Source organism: Parachlamydia acanthamoebae (assembly GCF_000875975.1).
Classification (GTDB): domain Bacteria; phylum Chlamydiota; class Chlamydiia; order Chlamydiales; family Parachlamydiaceae; genus Parachlamydia; species Parachlamydia acanthamoebae.
This window is the reverse complement of record NZ_BAWW01000005.1, coordinates 239,156-258,648: the sequence shown is the minus strand read 5'-3', so window position 1 is coordinate 258,648 and position 19,493 is coordinate 239,156. Positions and strand designations below refer to the sequence as shown.

The following is a 19,493-nucleotide window of genomic DNA, read 5'->3' as shown; positions in this document are numbered from 1 at the left end:
ATTAGGCTGGCTAGTAGATTTAGAAAAGATCTCATGTCACCCTCTTCAAAATAAAAATGAATAAAACAGAGGGGTTATATTAAAATTGAAAATATGGGTCAATGTTTTTTTATAAGTTGTAAGCGCAACGTGAAAAATGGCCTCTTATTTAACATAGGTATAATTCTGACGGATAATTGGTAAATCATGAAATGGTGGCCCAGATGATTTAGTTGATATGAAAAATTAACCCACAATCAAGTGCAGCAGCAAAAATTGAATTAGCAGTCGCTTGTTGGAAAGCTGATATTTTCTTGAAAAGAGGGTGGATTTTGGCTCCCGTGTACAAGTGTCATCGCGTTTATGCTATTAAGGGAGAATGGCACCTTTGATCGCATAAGACTTTAGAGCAGCAATGCCAATGACCTCATTCTTTAGGGCGTCGAAGATGTCGATGCAGAGGCCGTTTTCGTGGAAATTCCCAACGGCCACTTGATAACCTCCAATTGTGAAGACTTGCTTGTCTTCATGAATCACCTGAAAGCCTTTTACAATATCTTTACAGTGTATATAGGTCCGTGGCTTATTGCTAAATAAGCGTATTTTAAAACCAAAGTATTGTGCCAAAATACAAGTGGTAGCTTCTAGTGTTCCTGGAAGTTCAAAACCAATTAGAGTTTCAGTAGGATCTGCCATAATCTCGTTTTGCTTGGTGTTGTTTACTCCTTTACTTCCAGGTAGAGCGTCTTGTGTCATAAGAACCCAACAAGATTGGTTGATCGACTTATCTCCCAGTTTATCCATGTGGATGTTAAGGTATCCGTAACCTGTCTTGGTATTTGGAAAATAGCGTTTTGCTAGTTCTCCAAGACTTTTTAAAGTGAGCTGTCCATTAAGCGTTTTAGGGAGCCTAATAAGCATAAGACCATCCTTCACATTTTTTTCTGGAAATATGCTTTTGAACCTTCGATAGTCTTTAATAATTTCATTCACGGGTAAAGATACAAAATCTTCTCGATGTTTTTCGTCTTTTATCACATCTTTTCCAAGGAATTGTCTCCATTTATCGTCACCAAAAGCTAATTCTTTATAAATAGCGTACTTCCACAAAATGTGATCGCTTGCTAATAGATGCCATTTTTTGCTTACAAGACAGCTTTTTCCAAGGTTTGCAAGACTTAAATAAGAAAAAACTTTAAGAGTAAGTTCATGTGGAAATATATCAGTTGCATCTATGCCAATGGGCTCATCTGCAATTGGCATATGGTGATGACAATTTATTATTAATGACATAATTTATTATAGTTTATTTTTAACAAAATCGTAAAATTATTTGATAATATAATTTTATTCATTTTCATAAAAGTAAACTTATGTTTTTTAATTGCACTGAATGAGTTAAAAGACGAGATCAGAGGTCTTTTTGCTGAATCAAACGTTCAAAATGTCTGCTAAAAATTCAGCCAAATGCTGCGCTTTTTTGTTTGTGCCCTGCTTAATTTGCGCACGGCAAGACATCCCATTAGCAATGATTTTTGTGTCTTCTGGAGCTTGTCGAATAGCGGGAAACAAATGCAGTTCTCCGATCTTCATCGAAATGCCATAATGTTCTTTCTCATAGCCAAATGAGCCTGCCATGCCACAGCATCCTGCTTGAATAAGTTCTACTTGATGATTTGGAAGGGATTTCAAGATAGCCAAGCTTGGAGATGTTCCAACTAAAGCTTTTTGGTGACAATGTACATGGAGCTTAAGTGGGGTTTCTGTCGAAGTTTTGGTCGGAAAGGCCTCTTTTTCAAGATGTTTGCTGATGAATTCATCAAATGTGAGGCATAATCCCTTAATCTTTTTGATTTGATCTTGGGCTTGTTGTGTTAAATCCTGAAAGTCATCTTGAATCGTTAAGATGCAGCTAGGTTCTAATCCAATAATGAAAAGGTCTTTTTCAGCAAGAGGAGATAAACTTTGAATCAAAGCATCCGCTTTTTCACGCGCTTGAACTAGCATTCCTTTAGAAATCAAAGGTCTTCCACAACATTGCCATGCTGGCAAAATGACAAAATATCCCAAGGCATTTAATACCTTAACCGCGGATTGGCCAATATTTAATTCATTGAATTCTGTGAAGGTGTCATTAAAAAGTACGACTTGTTTGTCCAAGCCGGTCGGTTGAGTATATTTTTTAAACCAAGTAGAAAAGCGGATTGTATTCAAGGGTGGTAGAGAACGCTCAAAAGCAATGCCTCCCCAAGTTTGCAAGTTTTTAAACCATTGCTTGGCGAGGAGCCAATTAAAAAACGTTGGCATGTGGGAAAGCAGCCAATTGACTCGACCAATTTGACCGAAAAGGCGGCTTCGTAGAGGAATTCCATGTTTTTGCTGATACTGATAAGTCATCTCGGCTTTCATTTTAGCCATATCGACCTGTGAGGGGCATTCTGTTTTGCATCCTTTACACTCTAGGCACAGATCTAAAACAGCATGAACTTCCGCATTGGAGGGTGTTGAATTGGCAAGATCTCCGCGAATAAGCGCGCGTAAAGCCTGTGCACGAGCCCGTGTAGTATCGTATTCGTCTTGAGTGGCTTGAAAGGATGGACACATCGTACCTTCGCCTTTGCGACAGCGTCCATTCCCATTGCATAAATCAACAGACAAATCAAATCCCCCTTCTCTGGTGAAGTCGAGAAACGGAGAGACTATGGATGGTTGCATTTGAGGGCCTTGACGGAGGTCTTCTAGAAAGGGTGTCGGAAAAACAATTTTGCCTGGGTTCATCCGCAAATCGGGATCAAAGGCTGTTTTCAGCTCTTGAAAGGCATGCACAATTTTTTCTCCAAACATTTTTTCATGCAACCATGATCTGACACGACCATCGCCATGCTCTCCACTCATAGAACCACCTTCTTCTAGAACTAATGAAGAGACGGCATCCATGATTTGCTGCATTTTTTGCAGTTCTTTGGGATTTCGAAGGTCCATATAAGGTCTGACATGCATGCATCCGGCTCCCACATGTCCGTAAATGCCAGCTTCTTTTCCTTGGCTTTGCAGATAGGTGGTGAGTTTTTGCATAAAAGAGGCTAAATTTTCGGGGGGAACGGCGACATCTTCTATGAAGGCAATGGCACGACTATAGGAGCGCTTAGATAAAAGTAAGCCAAGTCCTGCTTTACGCATTTCCCAAACATGCGCGATTTGGCTGGCATTTGTTAAAATATGCAAATGATCACAAATTGAGCGTGTCAAAATATCGTCTTGGAATTGCTTCAGCTTTTGATTGAGTTCTTCTAGAGTTTGGGCATCAAATTCAACAAAAATAAGGATTTTGGCATCTGTTCTGAGCCACTCAAGCTTATTTTTAAGCGGGGGAGATCGTCTTCCTGCATCAATAATTTGATGATCAATCATTTCAATTGCAAGAGGTTGATGGCTTAAAAGTGGCATGACAGCATGCATGGCTGTAATGAGATTATGAAAGTACAGCAAACCTAGGGCTGTGTGCATCGGCTTTTTACTGATATGCATGGTTATTTCTGTGCAAATGCCGAGTGTTCCCTCTGATCCTGCGATAAGTTGGCTGATATTAAGGGGAAAAGGCTTAATTAATTCATCCAGGTTATAGCCGGAAACGCGTCTGGGGATTTTTGGAAATCGAAGTTCAATTTCCTCGGCATCGTTTTGTCGAATATTATGAAGTGTACGATAGATTCTCCCCTCGCTGTTATCTAAAGTCTGTTTTTGATTAAAACTTTCTTCGTCAACCATTTGGCAGGTCATGAGGCTTCCACAAGCAAGAAGCAACTCAACGGATTGCACGTGATCCACCATCTTTCCGTAGCGAAGCGATCGGGCTCCTGCAGAATTATTGGCAAGCATTCCTCCCAATGTGGCTCGATTGCCTGTTGAAGTATCTGGTCCTAAGCGGTATCCATGACTTGCAAGCGTTGCGTTCAAGACGTCTTGGACGACACCAGGCTCACATGTGACAGATTCGTTGGCATAATCAATATGTAGGATGCGATTGAGATATTTGGATGTATCCAAAATTAAAGCTTTTCCGATACAGCCGCCCGTAATACCAGTGGCAGCCCCGCGTGGGATGATTGGAATGCGATGTTTTTTTGCAATTTTAACAGCTTCAATCAGATCTTCTTTCGAGCGAGGAAGCACAATGCCAATGGGATCGATCTCATAAATGGAAGCATCCACGCTATAGATTTTACGAGATATTTCATCGAAATGGACATCGCCACTTAAGTGTGTTTTTAAATCTTTTTCCAACTCTTTAAATTGCATGGAGACATTCCCATTAAATTGATGGCTTATCCTATGCATTTTTAATTTTATTTAAAATGCGTTTTTGCATGCGAATATTGGCGAATATTCGCATGCTGAAAGATTATTTTAGAGTCGCAGAAACCGTGATTTCGGCTTTGAAAAGTTTTGAGACGGGGCACCCTTGTTCTGCTGCTTTAACAGCAGTTTCAAATTTAGTCTTATCCGCATTTGGAATATCTGCCACAAGATCAATATGACTTTTTGTAATAGCAAATCCATCCGAAACTTTATCGATGGTAATTGTTGCTGTTGCTTGGAGCTCCTTGGGTGGAATTCCTGCTGTGCTTAGCTCATTAGAAAGAGCCATAGCAAAACATCCAGCATGGGCTGCAGCTAATAGCTCTTCAGGATTGGTTCCTGTGCTATTTTCAAAGCGCGTTTTAAAGGAATAAGGTGTGTGTTCAAGTGCTCCACTTTCTGTTGAAACGGTGCCTTTCCCATGAATTAAATCTCCTTGCCAGACTGCAGAACCTTTGCGTTGCATAATCATTCTCCTTTGTGTGTAAATGATTTTTGCCGTGGTTGTCATTGACCACGCATATTTAATTTTTTATGTATACTTTGATGAGAATAATTTTGCTATTTAAATGGGGAACCAGTCTATGCATTGACAATATTTTTTGAGTGTCATAAAAAGAATTTGATACAAACGGAGACATTCAATGACAGATTCAAATGCACCCTCTCAGGACTTCGCTCAAAAAATTCATGCAGATATATTTCCTTCAAATTGGAAAAATCCAAAGCCTATTGAAACCTATGATCTGTTGGTTATTGGAGGTGGACCCGGGGGGATGACGGCAGCCTCAATCGGCAAAAGTCTAAATGCTTCAGTTGCTTTTGTTGAAAAAAAACATTTTGGTGGTGAGTGCTTAAGTTATGGATGTATACCCTCAAAAGCAATGATTCGCTCATCCCGTGTTGCTGCAGAAGTACGCCATGCGCAATATTTTGGAGTCGAGGTCCCTAAAGATTGGAAGGTCGATTTTGGGGCTGTGATGCAGCGAGTCCACCGTTTACAAGCAACCATATCTCCCCATGATTCAGCCGAACATTTTAAAAAACTAGGTGTGGATGTTTTTCTTGGAGCAGGTCATTTTATCGGACCCAATCAGTTGGAGGTTGCAGGACAAACCATCACCTTTAAAAAAGCGATTATTGCCACAGGAACACAGCCCGCGCCTTTTGCGATTCCTGGATTAGATGAAACCGATTATTTGACAAACCAAACCATATTCGAATTATCCACCTTGCCAAAACGTTTAGGTGTCATAGGTGGAGGGCCCATTAGTTGTGAGCTTTCCCAGGCCTTTTTGCGTTTTGGTTCTCAGGTTACCGTGGTTACAAATAGTGCGACACTATTACCAAAAGATTACCCAGAAGCAACCGAACGTTTGAAAAAGGTATTGGAAAATGAAGGAATGCAAATTTTCACTCAATCAAAAGTGGTGCGAGTTGAGAAAAAGGGAAAAGAGAAGATTTTATACCTAGAAGGACAGTCCACAGGCATTCCCGTGGATGAAATCCTCGTGGCGGTGGGAAGAGCACCTGTTGTAGAGGGATTGGGATTAGATCAGGCTGGAATTAGTTATGATAGCCGTAAGGGAATTTCAACGAATGGATTCCTCCAAACAACAAATCCACATGTTTATGCAATTGGCGATGTCACTTCAAAGTATAAATTCACCCACATTTCGAAAGAATTGGCCGGTTTAGCGGTCTCCAATGCATTAAAAGGTGGAGAAGGGCAAAAAGATGCCTTAATTGTGCCATGGTGTACCTTTACATCTCCTGAAATTGCCCATGTGGGCTTAAGTCAGCAGGAAGCACAAGCGCGTGGAATTGATGTGGAGACGCTTGTTATGGAATTTGCAAATGTTGATCGAGCCATTTTGGATGAAGAAACCATCGGCTTTGTGCAATTAATTGTGAAAAAGGGAACATCCGAAATCATCGGCGGAGATATCATGGCCCAACATGCAGGGGATATGATTGCTGAAATCAGCGTGGCGATGGCATCTAAAGATGGATTGCTGGCATTAACAAAAGCGATTCATCCTTTTCCAACACAAAGTCAAGCTATCCGAACGGCTGCCGAGCTACTCTTAAAAAAGCGATCAAAGGACTAATTTTGCTGAAAGGAATAGATTGAACCAAGCTGTAAAATTTGAGTCAACTCATCTAACGCTTGACGTGTTTCCTGGATCAATGTGGGATCGACAAGCTCATGAGGAGTTAGTCGATCTCGATAATGCTTTTGAATCCATTTAGAGAGGTTTTGATATAATGTTTCAGTAAATAACACATGCGGATGTGTTTCGGCCAATTCTTGTTCGGTCAACACAATGCGCAATCGCAAGCAGGCTGGACCTCCGCCGTTTTGCATGCTCTGATTAAGATCAAGGTATCGAATGGAATTGATTGGATTTTGCGGTTCTTGTGAAAGCTCTCGTAAGAAAAGCTCAACTTCTGGGGTCATTTGACATTCTTGCGGAGCTAGAATGGTCATGGTCTGGTCTTCTAGCGTAACAATTTGAGAATTAAATAAATAAGATTTCACAGCTTGTGCAAGAGAAATGCGTTTTTTGGGGACTTTAATTAAAAAGAGATCTTGCAAGCAAATGTCTCGAACTTTTTTTTGTAAGTCTTGAATCACCTCTTCTGTTCTGAAGAAAGCATCTTCATGATAAAAAAACAGATGCTGATTTCCTACAGAGATCACATCATTATGAAAAACACCCGCATCGATGGCTTCAGGACTTTGCTGCGCAAAGACTGTATGCTTTGGATAGAGTTTATGCAATCGAGCAATTGCATAGCTGGCTTCATCCGCTTGCCGCGCGGGAAACTTTAAGGGTTGGATAATAGTGGGATGAAAACTGGATTTTCCATAGACAAATAGCTGAATTCCAGGATTTCCGTAGCCATTGCAAAAACGGGTGTGATTCGCGGCGCCTTCATCGGAAAAGTAGGAGTTAGAAGGCAGTGCGTCATGATGTATAAAATAAATGGGATTAGAGAAAATGGTTTTTAGAATTTTTTGAGTAGTGTGGTGTTCAAAAGAACGATGGAATTTGCTGCATAGATTTGCAGGGGTAAAATGCACATGCTTGTCAGAGGAGTCTACTGAAGGGGAAACAGTTGCTGCATTGGCTGTCCACATGGCTGCAGCGGAAAAACAATTAAAAAAAATTTCGGGAGACGTTTTAAAAACGGCTTCCCCTAAACGGTCTTCCGATTCAGTAAATCCTAAGACGCGTAGAGTGGGAAGGTGGGGGCGTTCATGGGGAGGGAAGACTCCTTGTTTGATTCCCAAATCATGTAGCATTTTCATCTTTTCTAATCCTTGTAAAGCCGCGGCTCTAGGATTGGATGGAAGATTTTGATTATGTAGAGATGCTGTATTCCCGTAAGAAAGGCCACTATAATTATGTGTGGGTCCGACTAATCCATCAAAATTGACTTCGTATGCTTGGTTCATCGTGATTCCTATGGCGCAATTCCTGGAGGCATTTTCGAGGGCATTTGTAAGAGACATGATTCGGTAGAAGCAACGGGATAGCTACAATAATCTGCCGCGTAGAAGGCACTAGGACGATGATTTCCACTGTTTCCGATTCCTCCAAAAGGTGCGGAACTGCTCGCTCCTGTCAAAGGGGTATTCCAATTAATGACTCCAGCCCGAATCTTGCGGTAAAAGATGTCGAAATGATCGGCTTGATCAGTGAGTATTCCAGCACTTAATCCATAAACAGTATGATTAGCCTTTTCAATGGCATCCGATAGATTCTTGGCATAAGTTAGCTGTAGAAGAGGGCCAAAAATTTCTTCGTCTGGAACATGGTGAACTTCGCTGACATCGATTAAACCTGGAGAAAGAAAGGGAAGGCCTTCTTTGATTTGCTTCATTTCTACAAGCGCTTTCCCTCCAAGTTCTAATAAAGACGCTTGCTTTTTTAAGAAATTTTGCGCGGCATTTAGGTGGATAACCGGTCCCATAAATGGTTCTGGTTCGTCTGTATAGGGGCCTACCCGAATCTTTTGCATCAGATCAACGAGTGCATGCACAAAAGCTCTACCTTGTTCACTTTCGATCACAATCAATCTTCTGGCACAAGTACAACGCTGGCCTGCTGTCAAAAAAGCGGATTGAATGGTTGTATAGGCTGCAGCTTTGAGATTTTTAACAGAATCGATGATGAGAGGATTATTTCCACCCATTTCAAGTGCCAAAATTTTATCGGGGTGTGTGGCGAATTTTTCGGACAGTTTTTTTCCTGTTTCCCAGCTACCTGTGAAAAAAAGAGCATTGAGGTATGGATGCTCTGTCAGATAATTACCCGTGTCTCGTCCTCCCTGAACAAGATTCAGCACGCCTTCTGGTAAGCCACTTCTTTGCCAAATCTGGGCGATAAATTCTCCTACCAGAGGGGTCAGTTCGCTGGGCTTAAAAACGATTGTATTTCCGGCGAGCAGGGCAGGGATAATGTGCCCATTGGGAAGATGTCCAGGGAAATTGAAGGGTCCTAAAACAACGGCGACGCCATGGGGCTTATGATGTGTTTTGACAACATTTGCCGATTGTGGGAGTGTGGTATTTGGGCAACGTACTTGGTAGGCATCGATGGAAATCGCAATTTTGGCGAGCATTGCATCAACTTCTCCCTTAGACTCCCATAAAGGTTTGCCTGTCTCTTGGGCAATCACTAAAGCTAGGGTATTTTTTTCTTCTTCAAGTTCATCGCGAAAGCTTAAAAGATAATCGATTCTTTCATTGATCGGGAGATTAGCCCATTCTTCAAAAGCTTGTAATGCAGCTCCAATGGCTCGATCGACATCTTCGCGGTCTGCCGCATTTCCTTCCCACAAAAGCTCTCCTGTTGCGGGATTAAAGGATTGAAAAAGTGGTCCAGAACCTTTTTCCCAACTATTTTGAATGCATAAACGATGTTGGTTCGGCATATTGTTTTCCTGATTAATGATGTTTAGGAATGTGAAGGTAGCGTACCGCATCCCCTTGTTCAAGTTGCAGAGCTTCACAAACTTGAGATGAAAGAGTCACTTCTTCTTTTTTAGCAGAGACTTCTCCATAGCAAACCCGAAAAGGATGATTTTGATTACATATAAGAGAGTAGGTGGAATTCTCTATATTGCTTGAGATTTTTTTGATAAATCCTGTGCGACTTTTAGTGATGGCATGAATATCACTTAACTCCGCCATTAACTTGGGGCCTCCATCAAAAATATCGATTTCATCTGTGATTGAAAACCCTTGATTTTTTAGCATTTTGAAAGCAGGAGTCGAATTCATATGTGGTTTTCCGATTGTTTGGCAGGCTTTTTTTGACAAAAGGGCCCCATGAACAGGGTAAGGCGTAATAATTTCTTTGTGAGAAATTTTTTGATCTTCTAATAGATGAAATACTTCATCTAAAGACTTTGATAAAAAATGATGACCAAGGCTATTCCAAAAAGGGGAATTTCCTTGCGAATCAATACGTCCTCGAATGGATGAAATAATGGTCTTTGTAAAAAAATGTGGAAAGGAAGCCATAAATAAAAAGCGCGTAAACGAAAGGAGTTTACCCAGACCACCTTTTCGAAACTCTTTTTTAAGAAAAATTCCACAAACTTCAGAAGGACCGTAAACATAGCTAATGGGATGTAAGACCCGTGATTCTGCAACTAGAAAAGGGGAATCCCTCTTTTCTGTGATCACTTTGTAGTAGTAAGCAGGGGCTTGGATGCCCGTTTTAGAAAAGATGGCACACGTCCCTCCCACAGACTTTGAATCGGTGTCTTCTAAGACAAAGATGTAAAGTTCATTTTCAGGAAAAAGAGTTTTTTTTTGAAACGATTGAAGGGAGAGATGCACTTTTTTTTCGAGCAGCGTTTTGTTTTTAGGGAGTGTAGTAATGCCAATGGAAGCATTAAAAGCAAGTTCTTGATAAGCAGATAAATCTTTTAGCTCTATTGGGCGAACAATAAGCATAGCTCACTCTTTCTCTTGGATTAATGTGTGTTCAATGATGCTTGTGACGATATCGATTTCATGAGGTTTGATGGCTCCTGCAGGGATCAAAAAACGGATGCGCGTAGGATTTGTTCCGGCTATAAAGCTCATAACTCCAGCCTTAAATAATGCCTGAGCAAAATGTGCGGTGCGCTGGCTATCACCGTCAAACGGAGTAAAAGCTATCATGGTTCCTATCCCGTATGGGCCTTTTATAAGGTCTGGAGACTTTTTTTCGATCGCAGAAAAATTTTTAAAGAAATGCTCCTGTATTTGCATAATCTTGCCTTCTGCACCAAAGTAAGAACCCTCAAAAAGTTCGGTCAAAATTTTAAGGGAAGCTTGTACGGCTGTTGTACTACTGGTGAAGGTTTGGCTTAAGAGTCCTGCCCGAGGTTTAAATTCCTTGGTAAATAGTGTGGCGCAAACATGCGAAAGTTTGCCGATGGTGGCAATATCAATGTAAGAATCTAAGCCGAAGTGTTGAAAAGCGAATAATCGCGGCGTTCGTCCAAAGGTCTGGATTTCATCAGCAATAATCGTGACTCCAGCTTCTTTTAAGAGATTAAAGAGAGGTGTAAAAAAAGCCGTGGAACCAGGATAAATACCCCCTTCTCCCTGCACAAATTCGATCAGCATTGCCGCATATTGATTTGGATAGCGCTTTAAGTGTGTTTTTAGCACTTCTAAAGCTTTTGCTGTACTTTCTTCTGGATGTTCAGGATCATAAAACGGAACGTAATCCACAAAAACATTTGCGGGTAGTCCTTCCCTGAAAGCCGGCTTATCTGTAATTTGAGAAAGCGCCCACGTTCTTCCTGCAAAGGCATGCTCAAATGCCAATAAGCGGTAAGCTGGTGATTTTTTCTGAAAAGCCAATTTAAGGGCATTTTCGTTAGCCATGACTCCCGAGGAAGAAAAAAAGCAATGATCCATATGGGAACGCTCAATCAACATACGGGCAAGCTCAATGGAATCTCTGTTTTGCTGGAGATTTCCTTGCATAACAGTATCACTAATAGCTGCGTCGATACTGGATTCAATCAACAAAGGGGAACTGTGACCTAAATAATGCACACCGATTCCACTAATTAAATCATATTTAATGCTTCCATCTGTTAGCTCAACTAAGCATCCGTTTCCAATTCCACTGCCTACGAAGGGATACCATAATTTACCTCCGCGCAGTTCTTCATATTCTGCAAGCAGATGATTAGAATAGGCTTTCAGAAATTCTTTTGGCGGAGCGATATGCTGGATTTTTTTTTGGTGATCAGTCACCGCTTCCATAATCAGCTGCTTAGCCTGAAGAATTCTTGGGTCAGCATAAAGATCATCCGCAATTAAGGAAGAAGATTCTTTCATAATTTTCCTTTGAAAAGTGATTCTAATTGCATCAAAAAAAGAGCTGTTAATTGAGCGCGCTGAACGAGACTATTGATGAGAATATATTCTTCATGTGTATGGATATTTCCTCCTATGGCTCCTAAAGTGTCGATCGAAGGGATCCCTTCCTCCGCCAAGATATTGCCATCACAAATGCCCCCCGAGGCTTTCCAGGTGAGCGCAACTCCCATAGCCTGAGCTGTCTGTTGCAAATTTTTGAAGAGAGTCTGATGTTTTTCATCAAACATTTTAGGGGTGCGTTCTCCATGTTGGTACAAAGTCAGGGTAATCTCTTTATTTGCGTTTAGCGTGGAGAGAATGTTATGAATGGTTTCTTTGACGAGCACAAATTCTTCTGGAAGGGAGGCTCGCATATTGAATCGACATAAGGCAGTATCTGGAACAACATTGACAGCTTCGCCACCCTCCACTTTCCCAATATTTAAAGTAACTTTTTGATCAAGGTCATTAAGCTCGTCGAGTTCACAGATTAACCGTGCAAGCCCCACAATGGCATTGCGTCCAGCGGCGAAATCTCGGCCTGCGTGTGCTGATTTGCCTTTAGCGATGACGGTAAAATTGGCAGAGCCTTTTCTAGCTGAAACGATTGAACCATCGGAGAAAGCAGGTTCGAAAAGTAAGCCGAGCTGCTTGTTTTTGGAGAATTGCCGAATCAGTGGAGCAGATCCTGGAGAACCTATTTCTTCATCTGGGTTAATCAACACATGCCAGCCAATTTTTCCTGCAAAGGGACTCTTCTCTAAAGCTTCTAAAGCCTTCAGAAGAATAATAAGTCCCCCCTTCATATCTGCGACGCCAGGGCCTTGCAAAATATTTTGATCGATTTTTTGTGTTTTCTGAAAGGCACTCTCTGGAGCAAATACGGTATCCATATGCCCACCTAAAAAAACTTGAATAGGGGCTTCTGGATGCTTAATAATGGATAAGGCTTTGCCGAGTGGCTTTTGACGCCATTTTCCTTTAGAATCGATCTGCTCGCAGGGTGGCAAAGCAATTTCTTCTACGTGGCCGCCCAATTTCGAAAAGGCTTCTTTCAAGAGGGTTGTTTGTTTCTGGAGTCCTTCAAGATTGAACGAGGAAGTGTTTATGTTTGTCCATGTTTCCAAAAGCGCAACCAGGTCTTCTTGCTCTCCCTGGATCCAATTGACGTATGAAAGTAGAGGGTGATTTGTCACCAGGATGACTCCAAGTTAGTTGATTTGCTTGATTTGCACTATATAAATAAAATAAGCTGCTGACAAATGTTTTTTTTCTTTTATCTAATGAGAAGGAGGTATAAACTATCGCGATCGAAAAAATTTTTGTTTTGACTTTGTAATAAATCAGCGCTTCGGCTAATGTGGCGAATAGTGATCCAAATCAGGATCGATGAGGCCTTTTAGAGACTTTGGGAAATGATTAGAGAATGCTCTTTTCATTTTTTTCTTGGACACCCCATTACTAAGGAGAGGGGATGAAGCGTCGGGACGCAAGTCAAATTACAAAAGAATTAGCAAAAAATCATGCTTGTTATGTCCTTATCACCTGTGATCCGCCTTCCGCGGATGGAAATATGCAAGTATGTATGAGTTATGAGGGTGATACTGCTTTAGCAGCTTATCTGTTAAAAGGAGCTCAAACTTTTATTGAAGAACAAGATGAAGAGATGGAAGCGGTCGCCACAAACCTTAGAATTATCGAATGATTAAGGAATGAGCAATTTCATGGTCGCTTAGGGTTGTGTCTGAGGAGCTCTATATGTTATTTCTTCTTTTTTACGTGGGTCGCGAAAGATATGTTTGCGATAGCCAATACATTGTAGAGGTTGTCCCGAATGTAAAACTAAAAGAGCTTCCTCATACACCTCCCTATGTAGCCGGATTGTTAAATTCTGGAGGTAGCCCAATCCCCATTATCGATTTTTGCCAACTTATCGAAAATAGGCCTTCTCAGGCTTGTATGCATACCCGAATTATTGTTTTATCAGATCAGGTGGAAGGAAAGCAGCATTCAATGGGAATTATTGCTGAAAAAGTTACGGAAACAATTGATCGCGAGTTATCAGACTTTGTTGATCCAGGGGTTCTCATTGAAGAACTTCCATTCTTAGGTAAGGTTCTGAATGACTACGGCGACATGATTCGTATGGTGCAAGTTCCCAAATTATTTGAGTCGATGGAATCTGTATTGTTTTAAATAAAACGAGCGGGTAGTCGGATGTTTATGGAACAAGCATACGCTGAAACTTATAAAAAAATTCAATCCCTCATTGAAGAGAAAACCGGAATTGAACTTTCTTTTTTTGGCTTTCCTTTTTTCGAGAAAAGTATTCAAGAAAGATTGACCACTCTCTCCATTCCTGTCGAGGAGTATTATCCTTTTTTATCAAATAATCCTACTGAATTTCAAGAGCTTATAGAATTATTTGTAAACTCAGAAACATGGTTTTTTCGAGAAAGGAAAGGAATTGATTACGTTGCCGATCTTGCTAAGAAAAAATGTGAAGAAGGAAATAGCCCCATTCTCATTTTGAGTGCGGCAGCCTCGTCCGGAGAAGAGCCCTATTCCATTGCCATGGCTCTCTTTGATAAACAATTGCTTCCCTCTGATTTTCGGATTGATGCCGTTGATATTAGCAATCGCTCTCTCGTAAAGGCCTTGCAGGGGAGGTACAAAAATAACTCTTTTCGGGGGCAAGACCTCTTTTTTCAACAACGCTACTTTCAATTGAAAAATAACCTGTATCATCTTGATGACCAGATAAAAGCTCAAGTGCACTTTATGCACGATAATCTGGTGAACTCCGATTTATTTCTTAAAAAAAGATTGTATGATGTCATTTTTTGCCGCAACCTGCTGATTTATTTAAATCCTAAGGCTCAAGAAAATGTCATTTTTTTAATGGATCATCTTTTAAAAGAGAACGGTGTTCTTATTGTGGCTCCAGCTGAAACAGAGTTGCTTCGTACGCACGGTTTTTTGCCTGAAGCGGATCCAGGAGTTTGTGCTTTTAGAAAGAAATCTACGCAAAAAATTGAAGCAAAGATAGCCAAAAAAACACCCTCTTTTTCTTCGAAAAATAGCTTTAAGTTTAGAGAAGGCCTAGCGACCATGGTTCAAAATAATGGACATGTGGAAAAAGATCTTCTTAAACAAGCTTTTCAACATGCAGATAAAGGTGAGCTTGATGAGGCTATGCAGACATGTCAGCTTTTTGTTCAGACCCATGGTGCAAACGCGGATGCTTATTATTTGCTTGGAGTTCTTCACCAGGCAATCGGACATAATGATGAGGCTGAAGCTTTTTATCGCAAATCGATTTATCTCAATCCTAATCATTACCAAGCCTTGACCTATTTAGCTTTACTCCTTGAGATAAAAGGAGAAAAAGATGATGCCTTTTTACTTTATCAGCGAGCGGAAAAAATAGAGAAAAAACTAAAAGAAAAAAACGGCTAACGTTTTATTCATCGGATTGAAATATGGTTGAATCTTTAGATGAATTTGGATTTCCAGGATTAGATCATCAGCGTGGAGCGGTATCTGCAAATAAATTGCTAGATAGAGTTCCCGAGGAAAGCTATATTGAGGAATGGACCGACTTATTGATGAGACCTAAAGAAAGAGAAAAAATCGTCGCTGAAGAGTCCGCAGTGATTTTTCGCCTTTCAAATGAATGGCTTGCGCTTTCAACATTCGTACTTGTAGAAGTGACCAACCGCCGACCATTTCACTCCATCCCACACGTTACATACCCTGCTTTTTTAGGCACGGTCAACTTTCGTGGGCAGCTTTGGATGGGTGTTAACATGCATGTTTTTTTAAACATTGAATTAACCCACGAACCGATTGAATCTAAGGCTTTTCCTGCTAGCCGCATGCTGGCCATTGAACAAGCTAACAAGCGATGGGTTTTTCCTGTCGACGAAGTTTTTGGAGTGCATCATTTCGACCGTCGCATTTTAGAAAATGTGCCCGTTACAGTCATGCGCTCTAATGTTAATTATCTTCAAGGTGTGTTTAAATGGCAGAATAAAAATGTGGCTTATATTGACTCGGATCTTCTTTTTCATAGTCTTGAAAGGAGTATTTTATGAATCCATCGGAGGAAAAGAACCTCCCCGTATTAGAGCTATTTAGAAAAGACTTAAAAGGGCGATTAAGTCAAATTCAAAAATATGTCAAACAGATTAAAGATGGAAAAAGAGAAGACTTTGACATTCCCTATAAGCCTGGCACGATTTTACATGAATTGAAAGCAGAAGCCAATCTGATTCAGCAAGATGTTTTATTTCAATTGATGAAGTCATTAGAAGTTCTATTTAAGCATGTACAAGAATCCAATCAATACGAGCCATTAATTGACAATCCCGTTTTGGATGAGACATTAAATTTTTTGCAGAAATTTTGTGAAATTGAGTCAGCGCAGTTGTCAACCTGGCTAAAAGCAGAGGAAAAAAAGGCTCAAGAATTGGCTCATCAAGTCGCACAAAGCTTTACGAGAAAGTCCTTAAAAGAGCCTCAACCAACGCCGATTGTTAAAGAATTTTCGCCTCCTTCCCCGTTAAGAAATGTAAGTCAAGAAGTTGGGCAAGAGCTTGTACTTGAACGAGCCATGTTAGAAATTTTTTTGACTGAATTACAAGTACAAACAACAGTGCTCAATACGGGGTTAGTTTTTCTCGAAGAGCATGCCGAATCAACAGAAATTTTAAATACATTGATGCGGGCGGCTCACTCCATTAAAGGAGCTGCAAGGGTAGTTTCATTGAATGGAATTGTCCAATTGGCCCACGCTATGGAAGATTGTTTTGTCGCTGCCAAAGAAAAGAAAATGATTCTCTCTGCTTGGAGCATCGATATCCTTTTAGAGGTCGTCGATTTTTTATCAGATTTGTCCAAAACCTCTTTTGCCAACTTCTCCTTGAAAATGGTTCAACAAGAGCAAAAAATTACACAATTGATTAAGAAAGTGGCTGATCTCTTGCACGTGGAAGAGATTCCTTTAACAAGTTCGGAGTCGACAAACCCTTATACAAAGGAAGAATCATCTTCTTCATCTGAAGAGTCAAAGATTCATGACAAGCTAAGCAAAAAATTGGATGAAACATTGCCAGCTTCAGAGAGAGAAGGGGATCGGGTTTTAAGAGTTACAGCCGAAAATTTAAATCGTTTAATGGGTCTGGCCGGCGAAACCTTGGTGGAATCACACTGGCTGCAGCCTTTCAGCTCAGAATTACAAAAGTTAAATCAAGGACAACGCAAAGTTGGGGAGAATTTAGAACAGTTACGCAATAGTTTAGATAAAGATGCGTTGACAGAACATGCTGAATATTATCTAAATGAAGTTCAAAATAAAGAAAAAGAGTACACTAAAAATCTTTCCGCGCGGTTGTCCGAATTGGAGATGTTTATCAGACGTCATTCCAATCTCTCCGATCGCCTATACCGCGAAGTGATTGCGAGTCGTATGCGACCCTTTGCTGATGGTGTTGAAGCCTTTCCGCGTATGGTACGAGATCTTGCACACGAACTAAAAAAGAAAGTACGCCTGCAAATCATCGGAAAAAATACGCTTGTCGATCGTGAGATCTTGGAAAAACTCGAATCGCCTCTTAGCCATTTAATTCGAAATGCTGTCGATCATGGAATCTCTACACCCGAAGAACGGATGAAAGCCGGGAAGCCTCCTGAGGGATGGATCAAATTGGAGGCGGAACATCGTGGCGGCATGTTGATCATCACGGTCAGCGATGATGGAAAAGGAATTGATTTAGATGAACTGCGTCAGGTTCTGATCAACAAAAAAATGGTTACTCCAGAAGCGATGAGAAAACTAACGGAAAAAGAAATCCTCGATTTTTTGTTTGTACCCGGATTCACCACTTCGAAGCGTGTAACGGAAATTTCGGGAAGAGGAATTGGTTTAAACATTGTTCAAAGTATGATTCACGAGGTTGGAGGAAAACTTCAAATCTCTTTTGTACCAAAAAAAGGGATCTCTTTTCAGTTACAGCTCCCCTTGACTTTATCTGTCATTCGCGCACTCCTCGTCGAGATTTCTGGGGAGCCATATGCATTTCCTCTTTCAAGGATTGATTCCGCTTTGCTAGTGCCAAAAGAGTCAATTGAGACCATGGAAAATCGGCAGTATTTTAAATTTGAAGGAGTTAATATTGGTTTAATCTCTGCCCATCAAATTTTAAATGTTGAAGCCCCTAAAGAAACAGCCGATGTATACTCTGTTATTTTGTTGAATAATCTTTCTAACTATTACGGGTTAGTTGTCGATACCTTTTTGGGTGAAAGAGAACTTGTCGTGCAAGAGTTAGATGTTCGCTTAGGCAAAATCATGGATCTAAGTGCCGGAGCTTTAATGGAAGATGGCACGCCTTTGCTGATTTTGGACGTGGAAGATCTGTTGCGTTCCATTGACACTGTTTTAGCTGCAGGTCAGCCTGAAAAATTGCGTCCTAAACCAGAAAGAGAAAAACGAAATTTGAAAAAACGCATTTTGGTTGTGGATGATTCGATTACGGTTCGAGAAGTTGAAAAAAGGCTTTTGCAAAATAAAGGTTATGAAGTAGACGTTGCAATTAATGGAATGGATGGTTGGAATGCGGTCAGAATTGGGCAATACCATCTGGTTGTGACCGATGTTGATATGCCTCGCATGAATGGAATTGAGCTTGTGCGCCACATTAAAAACGACCCAAAACTAAAGAATCTTCCAGTGATGATTGTTTCCTACAAGGAAAAAGAAGAAGATCGTTTGTTAGGAATGGAAGCGGGTGCAAATTATTATTTATCAAAAGGGAGTTTTCATGAAGAATCTCTTGTTGATGCTGTCGAAGATTTAATCGGAAAACCATAAGGTGTAACCATGGATAATTCTATTCATCAAGTTTTGAGTCAAGCTTCCAAAACTCTTGAGGATTTCATAGAGATCATCTCTACATCTAAAGCCCCTGTTTCTAAAAAAGAGATAGATGATTTTTCTCATCATTTAAAAGAAACGCATGCCGTATTGAAGAACCTGAGAAACTTACGTGATTACAATGTTAAGTCTCTTGAATCTCATTCCGAATTTGCAAAGGAAATACAACTTATACAGAAACTTTTGACAGAAATTCATGTGATTAAAGATAAAGTTACACAAGAAAAAGCAGGAGCCTTACAAGCCTCTCTTTTTTGGAATACGATTGAAGATTTTCAAAATTTAATCAAAAATTTAAAGGAAGATCATAAACGGGGAATTCGAGCAGAAAAAGTGGATTCTCTCGAACCTGAAGAATAACTTTTAAATCGAGTCATATATGGAAATTGCAAGTCCTGCATTTGAGCATGAACAGAAGATTCCCCAAAAATACACGTGTGAAGGAGAGGACCTATCTCCACCACTCGAATTTCACAATGTTCCGGATGGTGCTAAAAGTTTAACTTTGATTATTGAAGATCCAGATGCACCTAAAGGTGTATTTGACCATTGGATTGTCTGGAATTTACCTCCCACGACGCAGCTTTTGGAAGAAGGCGCCCATGTTCCAATGGAAGGCAAAAATGGTTTTCAAGTCGATAAATATCGAGGACCTTGCCCTCCACCAGGAAATCCTCATCGCTATGTCATCCAAGTTTATGCGCTAGATATTAAGCTTAATTTACCAAAAGGAAGTTCCAAAAAAAGTGTATTGGATGCTATGGGAGGTCACATCCTTGCGAAAGCTGTCTTAATTGGAAAATACCAACGTTGATCAACATCGATATATGAAGGATT

General features: G+C 40.5%; 16 protein-coding genes. 8 read left to right on the top strand and 8 right to left on the bottom strand.

Annotated elements, in window-relative coordinates:
• Positions 1 to 348: 348 nt before the first annotated feature.
• The 3 genes from AOM43_RS03485 to AOM43_RS03475 form a co-directional block, all read right to left on the bottom strand.
• Positions 349 to 1,242, bottom strand: a complete 894-nt coding sequence (locus tag AOM43_RS03485; protein WP_013924823.1) for an F-box protein — start codon at positions 1,240 to 1,242, stop codon at positions 349 to 351.
• 168 nt (positions 1,243 to 1,410) lie between these two features.
• On the bottom strand, positions 1,411 to 4,278 hold the full coding sequence (locus tag AOM43_RS03480; protein ID WP_059359065.1) for an FAD-binding and (Fe-S)-binding domain-containing protein: 2,868 nt from the start codon (positions 4,276 to 4,278) through the stop codon (positions 1,411 to 1,413).
• 103 nt (positions 4,279 to 4,381) lie between these two features.
• Positions 4,382 to 4,804 carry an OsmC family protein gene (locus tag AOM43_RS03475; RefSeq protein WP_059359062.1) on the bottom strand — a complete coding sequence of 141 codons (423 nt, stop codon included), beginning with the start codon at positions 4,802 to 4,804 and terminating at the stop codon, positions 4,382 to 4,384.
• A 178-nt stretch (positions 4,805 to 4,982) separates the two neighbouring features.
• Here AOM43_RS03475 and AOM43_RS03470 point away from each other — a divergent pair, with 178 nt between their 5' ends.
• Complete coding sequence (locus AOM43_RS03470) at positions 4,983 to 6,449, top strand: mercuric reductase (protein ID WP_006342669.1); 1,467 nt, start codon at positions 4,983 to 4,985, stop codon at positions 6,447 to 6,449.
• Here AOM43_RS03470 and astB read toward each other — a convergent pair.
• The 5 genes from astB to AOM43_RS03445 are packed head-to-tail and all read right to left on the bottom strand — an operon-like array spanning position 6,446 to position 12,915.
• On the bottom strand, positions 6,446 to 7,801 hold the full coding sequence (astB, locus tag AOM43_RS03465) for an N-succinylarginine dihydrolase (protein ID WP_013924827.1): 1,356 nt from the start codon (positions 7,799 to 7,801) through the stop codon (positions 6,446 to 6,448). The genes AOM43_RS03470 and astB overlap by 4 nt on opposite strands.
• Before the next feature lie 8 nt (positions 7,802 to 7,809).
• Positions 7,810 to 9,282 carry a succinylglutamate-semialdehyde dehydrogenase gene (gene astD, locus AOM43_RS03460; protein ID WP_059359059.1) on the bottom strand — a complete coding sequence of 491 codons (1,473 nt, stop codon included), beginning with the start codon at positions 9,280 to 9,282 and terminating at the stop codon, positions 7,810 to 7,812.
• Positions 9,283 to 9,295: 13 nt separating this feature from the next.
• Positions 9,296 to 10,312: an arginine N-succinyltransferase gene (locus AOM43_RS03455; protein ID WP_006342673.1), complete on the bottom strand. Its 1,017-nt coding sequence runs from the start codon at positions 10,310 to 10,312 to the stop codon at positions 9,296 to 9,298.
• Positions 10,313 to 10,315: 3 nt separating this feature from the next.
• Positions 10,316 to 11,698, bottom strand: a complete 1,383-nt coding sequence (locus tag AOM43_RS03450; protein ID WP_013924829.1) for an aminotransferase class III-fold pyridoxal phosphate-dependent enzyme — start codon at positions 11,696 to 11,698, stop codon at positions 10,316 to 10,318.
• Positions 11,695 to 12,915: a hydrolase gene (locus AOM43_RS03445; protein ID WP_059359057.1), complete on the bottom strand. Its 1,221-nt coding sequence runs from the start codon at positions 12,913 to 12,915 to the stop codon at positions 11,695 to 11,697. Before AOM43_RS03445 ends, AOM43_RS03450 begins: the two co-directional genes overlap by 4 nt.
• 278 nt (positions 12,916 to 13,193) lie before the next feature.
• On the opposite strand from AOM43_RS03445, the gene AOM43_RS03440 reads away from it, so the two are divergent.
• From AOM43_RS03440 to AOM43_RS03410, 7 genes are read left to right on the top strand one after another with little or no spacing between them, the layout of a single operon-like run.
• Entirely contained in the window at positions 13,194 to 13,424 is a 231-nt protein-coding gene (locus AOM43_RS03440) for a hypothetical protein (RefSeq protein WP_006340985.1), read from the top strand.
• 53 nt (positions 13,425 to 13,477) lie between these two features.
• Positions 13,478 to 13,915: a chemotaxis protein CheW gene (locus tag AOM43_RS03435; RefSeq protein WP_059359054.1), complete on the top strand. Its 438-nt coding sequence runs from the start codon at positions 13,478 to 13,480 to the stop codon at positions 13,913 to 13,915.
• Between the two features lie 27 nt (positions 13,916 to 13,942).
• Positions 13,943 to 15,178, top strand: coding sequence for a CheR family methyltransferase (locus AOM43_RS03430; RefSeq protein WP_226987375.1), 1,236 nt, complete (start codon positions 13,943 to 13,945; stop codon positions 15,176 to 15,178).
• A 23-nt stretch (positions 15,179 to 15,201) separates the two neighbouring features.
• Positions 15,202 to 15,816: a chemotaxis protein CheW gene (locus tag AOM43_RS03425; RefSeq protein WP_006340982.1), complete on the top strand. Its 615-nt coding sequence runs from the start codon at positions 15,202 to 15,204 to the stop codon at positions 15,814 to 15,816.
• Entirely contained in the window at positions 15,813 to 18,593 is a 2,781-nt protein-coding gene (locus AOM43_RS03420; RefSeq protein WP_059359050.1) for a hybrid sensor histidine kinase/response regulator, read from the top strand. The genes AOM43_RS03425 and AOM43_RS03420 overlap by 4 nt, the downstream gene beginning before the upstream one ends.
• 9 nt (positions 18,594 to 18,602) lie before the next feature.
• Positions 18,603 to 19,016, top strand: coding sequence for a hypothetical protein (locus AOM43_RS03415; RefSeq protein WP_006340980.1), 414 nt, complete (start codon positions 18,603 to 18,605; stop codon positions 19,014 to 19,016).
• 19 nt (positions 19,017 to 19,035) lie between these two features.
• Complete coding sequence (locus AOM43_RS03410; protein ID WP_006340979.1) at positions 19,036 to 19,470, top strand: YbhB/YbcL family Raf kinase inhibitor-like protein; 435 nt, start codon at positions 19,036 to 19,038, stop codon at positions 19,468 to 19,470.
• The last annotated feature ends 23 nt before the right edge of the window (positions 19,471 to 19,493 follow it).

Excerpts from the sequence above, each read along its gene's own strand:
- AOM43_RS03485 (WP_013924823.1), bottom strand. The coding sequence starts at position 1,242 with ATGCCAATTGCAGATGAGCCCATTGGCATAGATGCAACTGATATATTT.
- AOM43_RS03480 (WP_059359065.1), bottom strand. The coding sequence starts at position 4,278 with ATGCAATTTAAAGAGTTGGAAAAAGATTTAAAAACACACTTAAGTGGC.
- AOM43_RS03475 (WP_059359062.1), bottom strand. The coding sequence starts at position 4,804 with ATGCAACGCAAAGGTTCTGCAGTCTGGCAAGGAGATTTAATTCATGGG.
- AOM43_RS03470 (WP_006342669.1), top strand. The coding sequence starts at position 4,983 with ATGACAGATTCAAATGCACCCTCTCAGGACTTCGCTCAAAAAATTCAT.
- astB (WP_013924827.1), bottom strand. The coding sequence starts at position 7,801 with ATGAACCAAGCATACGAAGTCAATTTTGATGGATTAGTCGGACCCACA.
- astD (WP_059359059.1), bottom strand. The coding sequence starts at position 9,282 with ATGCCGAACCAACATCGTTTATGCATTCAAAATAGTTGGGAAAAAGGT.
- AOM43_RS03455 (WP_006342673.1), bottom strand. The coding sequence starts at position 10,312 with ATGCTTATTGTTCGCCCAATAGAGCTAAAAGATTTATCTGCTTATCAA.
- AOM43_RS03450 (WP_013924829.1), bottom strand. The coding sequence starts at position 11,698 with ATGAAAGAATCTTCTTCCTTAATTGCGGATGATCTTTATGCTGACCCA.
- AOM43_RS03440 (WP_006340985.1), top strand. The coding sequence starts at position 13,194 with ATGAAGCGTCGGGACGCAAGTCAAATTACAAAAGAATTAGCAAAAAAT.
- AOM43_RS03435 (WP_059359054.1), top strand. The coding sequence starts at position 13,478 with ATGTTATTTCTTCTTTTTTACGTGGGTCGCGAAAGATATGTTTGCGAT.
- AOM43_RS03430 (WP_226987375.1), top strand. The coding sequence starts at position 13,943 with ATGGAACAAGCATACGCTGAAACTTATAAAAAAATTCAATCCCTCATT.
- AOM43_RS03425 (WP_006340982.1), top strand. The coding sequence starts at position 15,202 with ATGGTTGAATCTTTAGATGAATTTGGATTTCCAGGATTAGATCATCAG.
- AOM43_RS03420 (WP_059359050.1), top strand. The coding sequence starts at position 15,813 with ATGAATCCATCGGAGGAAAAGAACCTCCCCGTATTAGAGCTATTTAGA.
- AOM43_RS03415 (WP_006340980.1), top strand. The coding sequence starts at position 18,603 with ATGGATAATTCTATTCATCAAGTTTTGAGTCAAGCTTCCAAAACTCTT.
- AOM43_RS03410 (WP_006340979.1), top strand. The coding sequence starts at position 19,036 with ATGGAAATTGCAAGTCCTGCATTTGAGCATGAACAGAAGATTCCCCAA.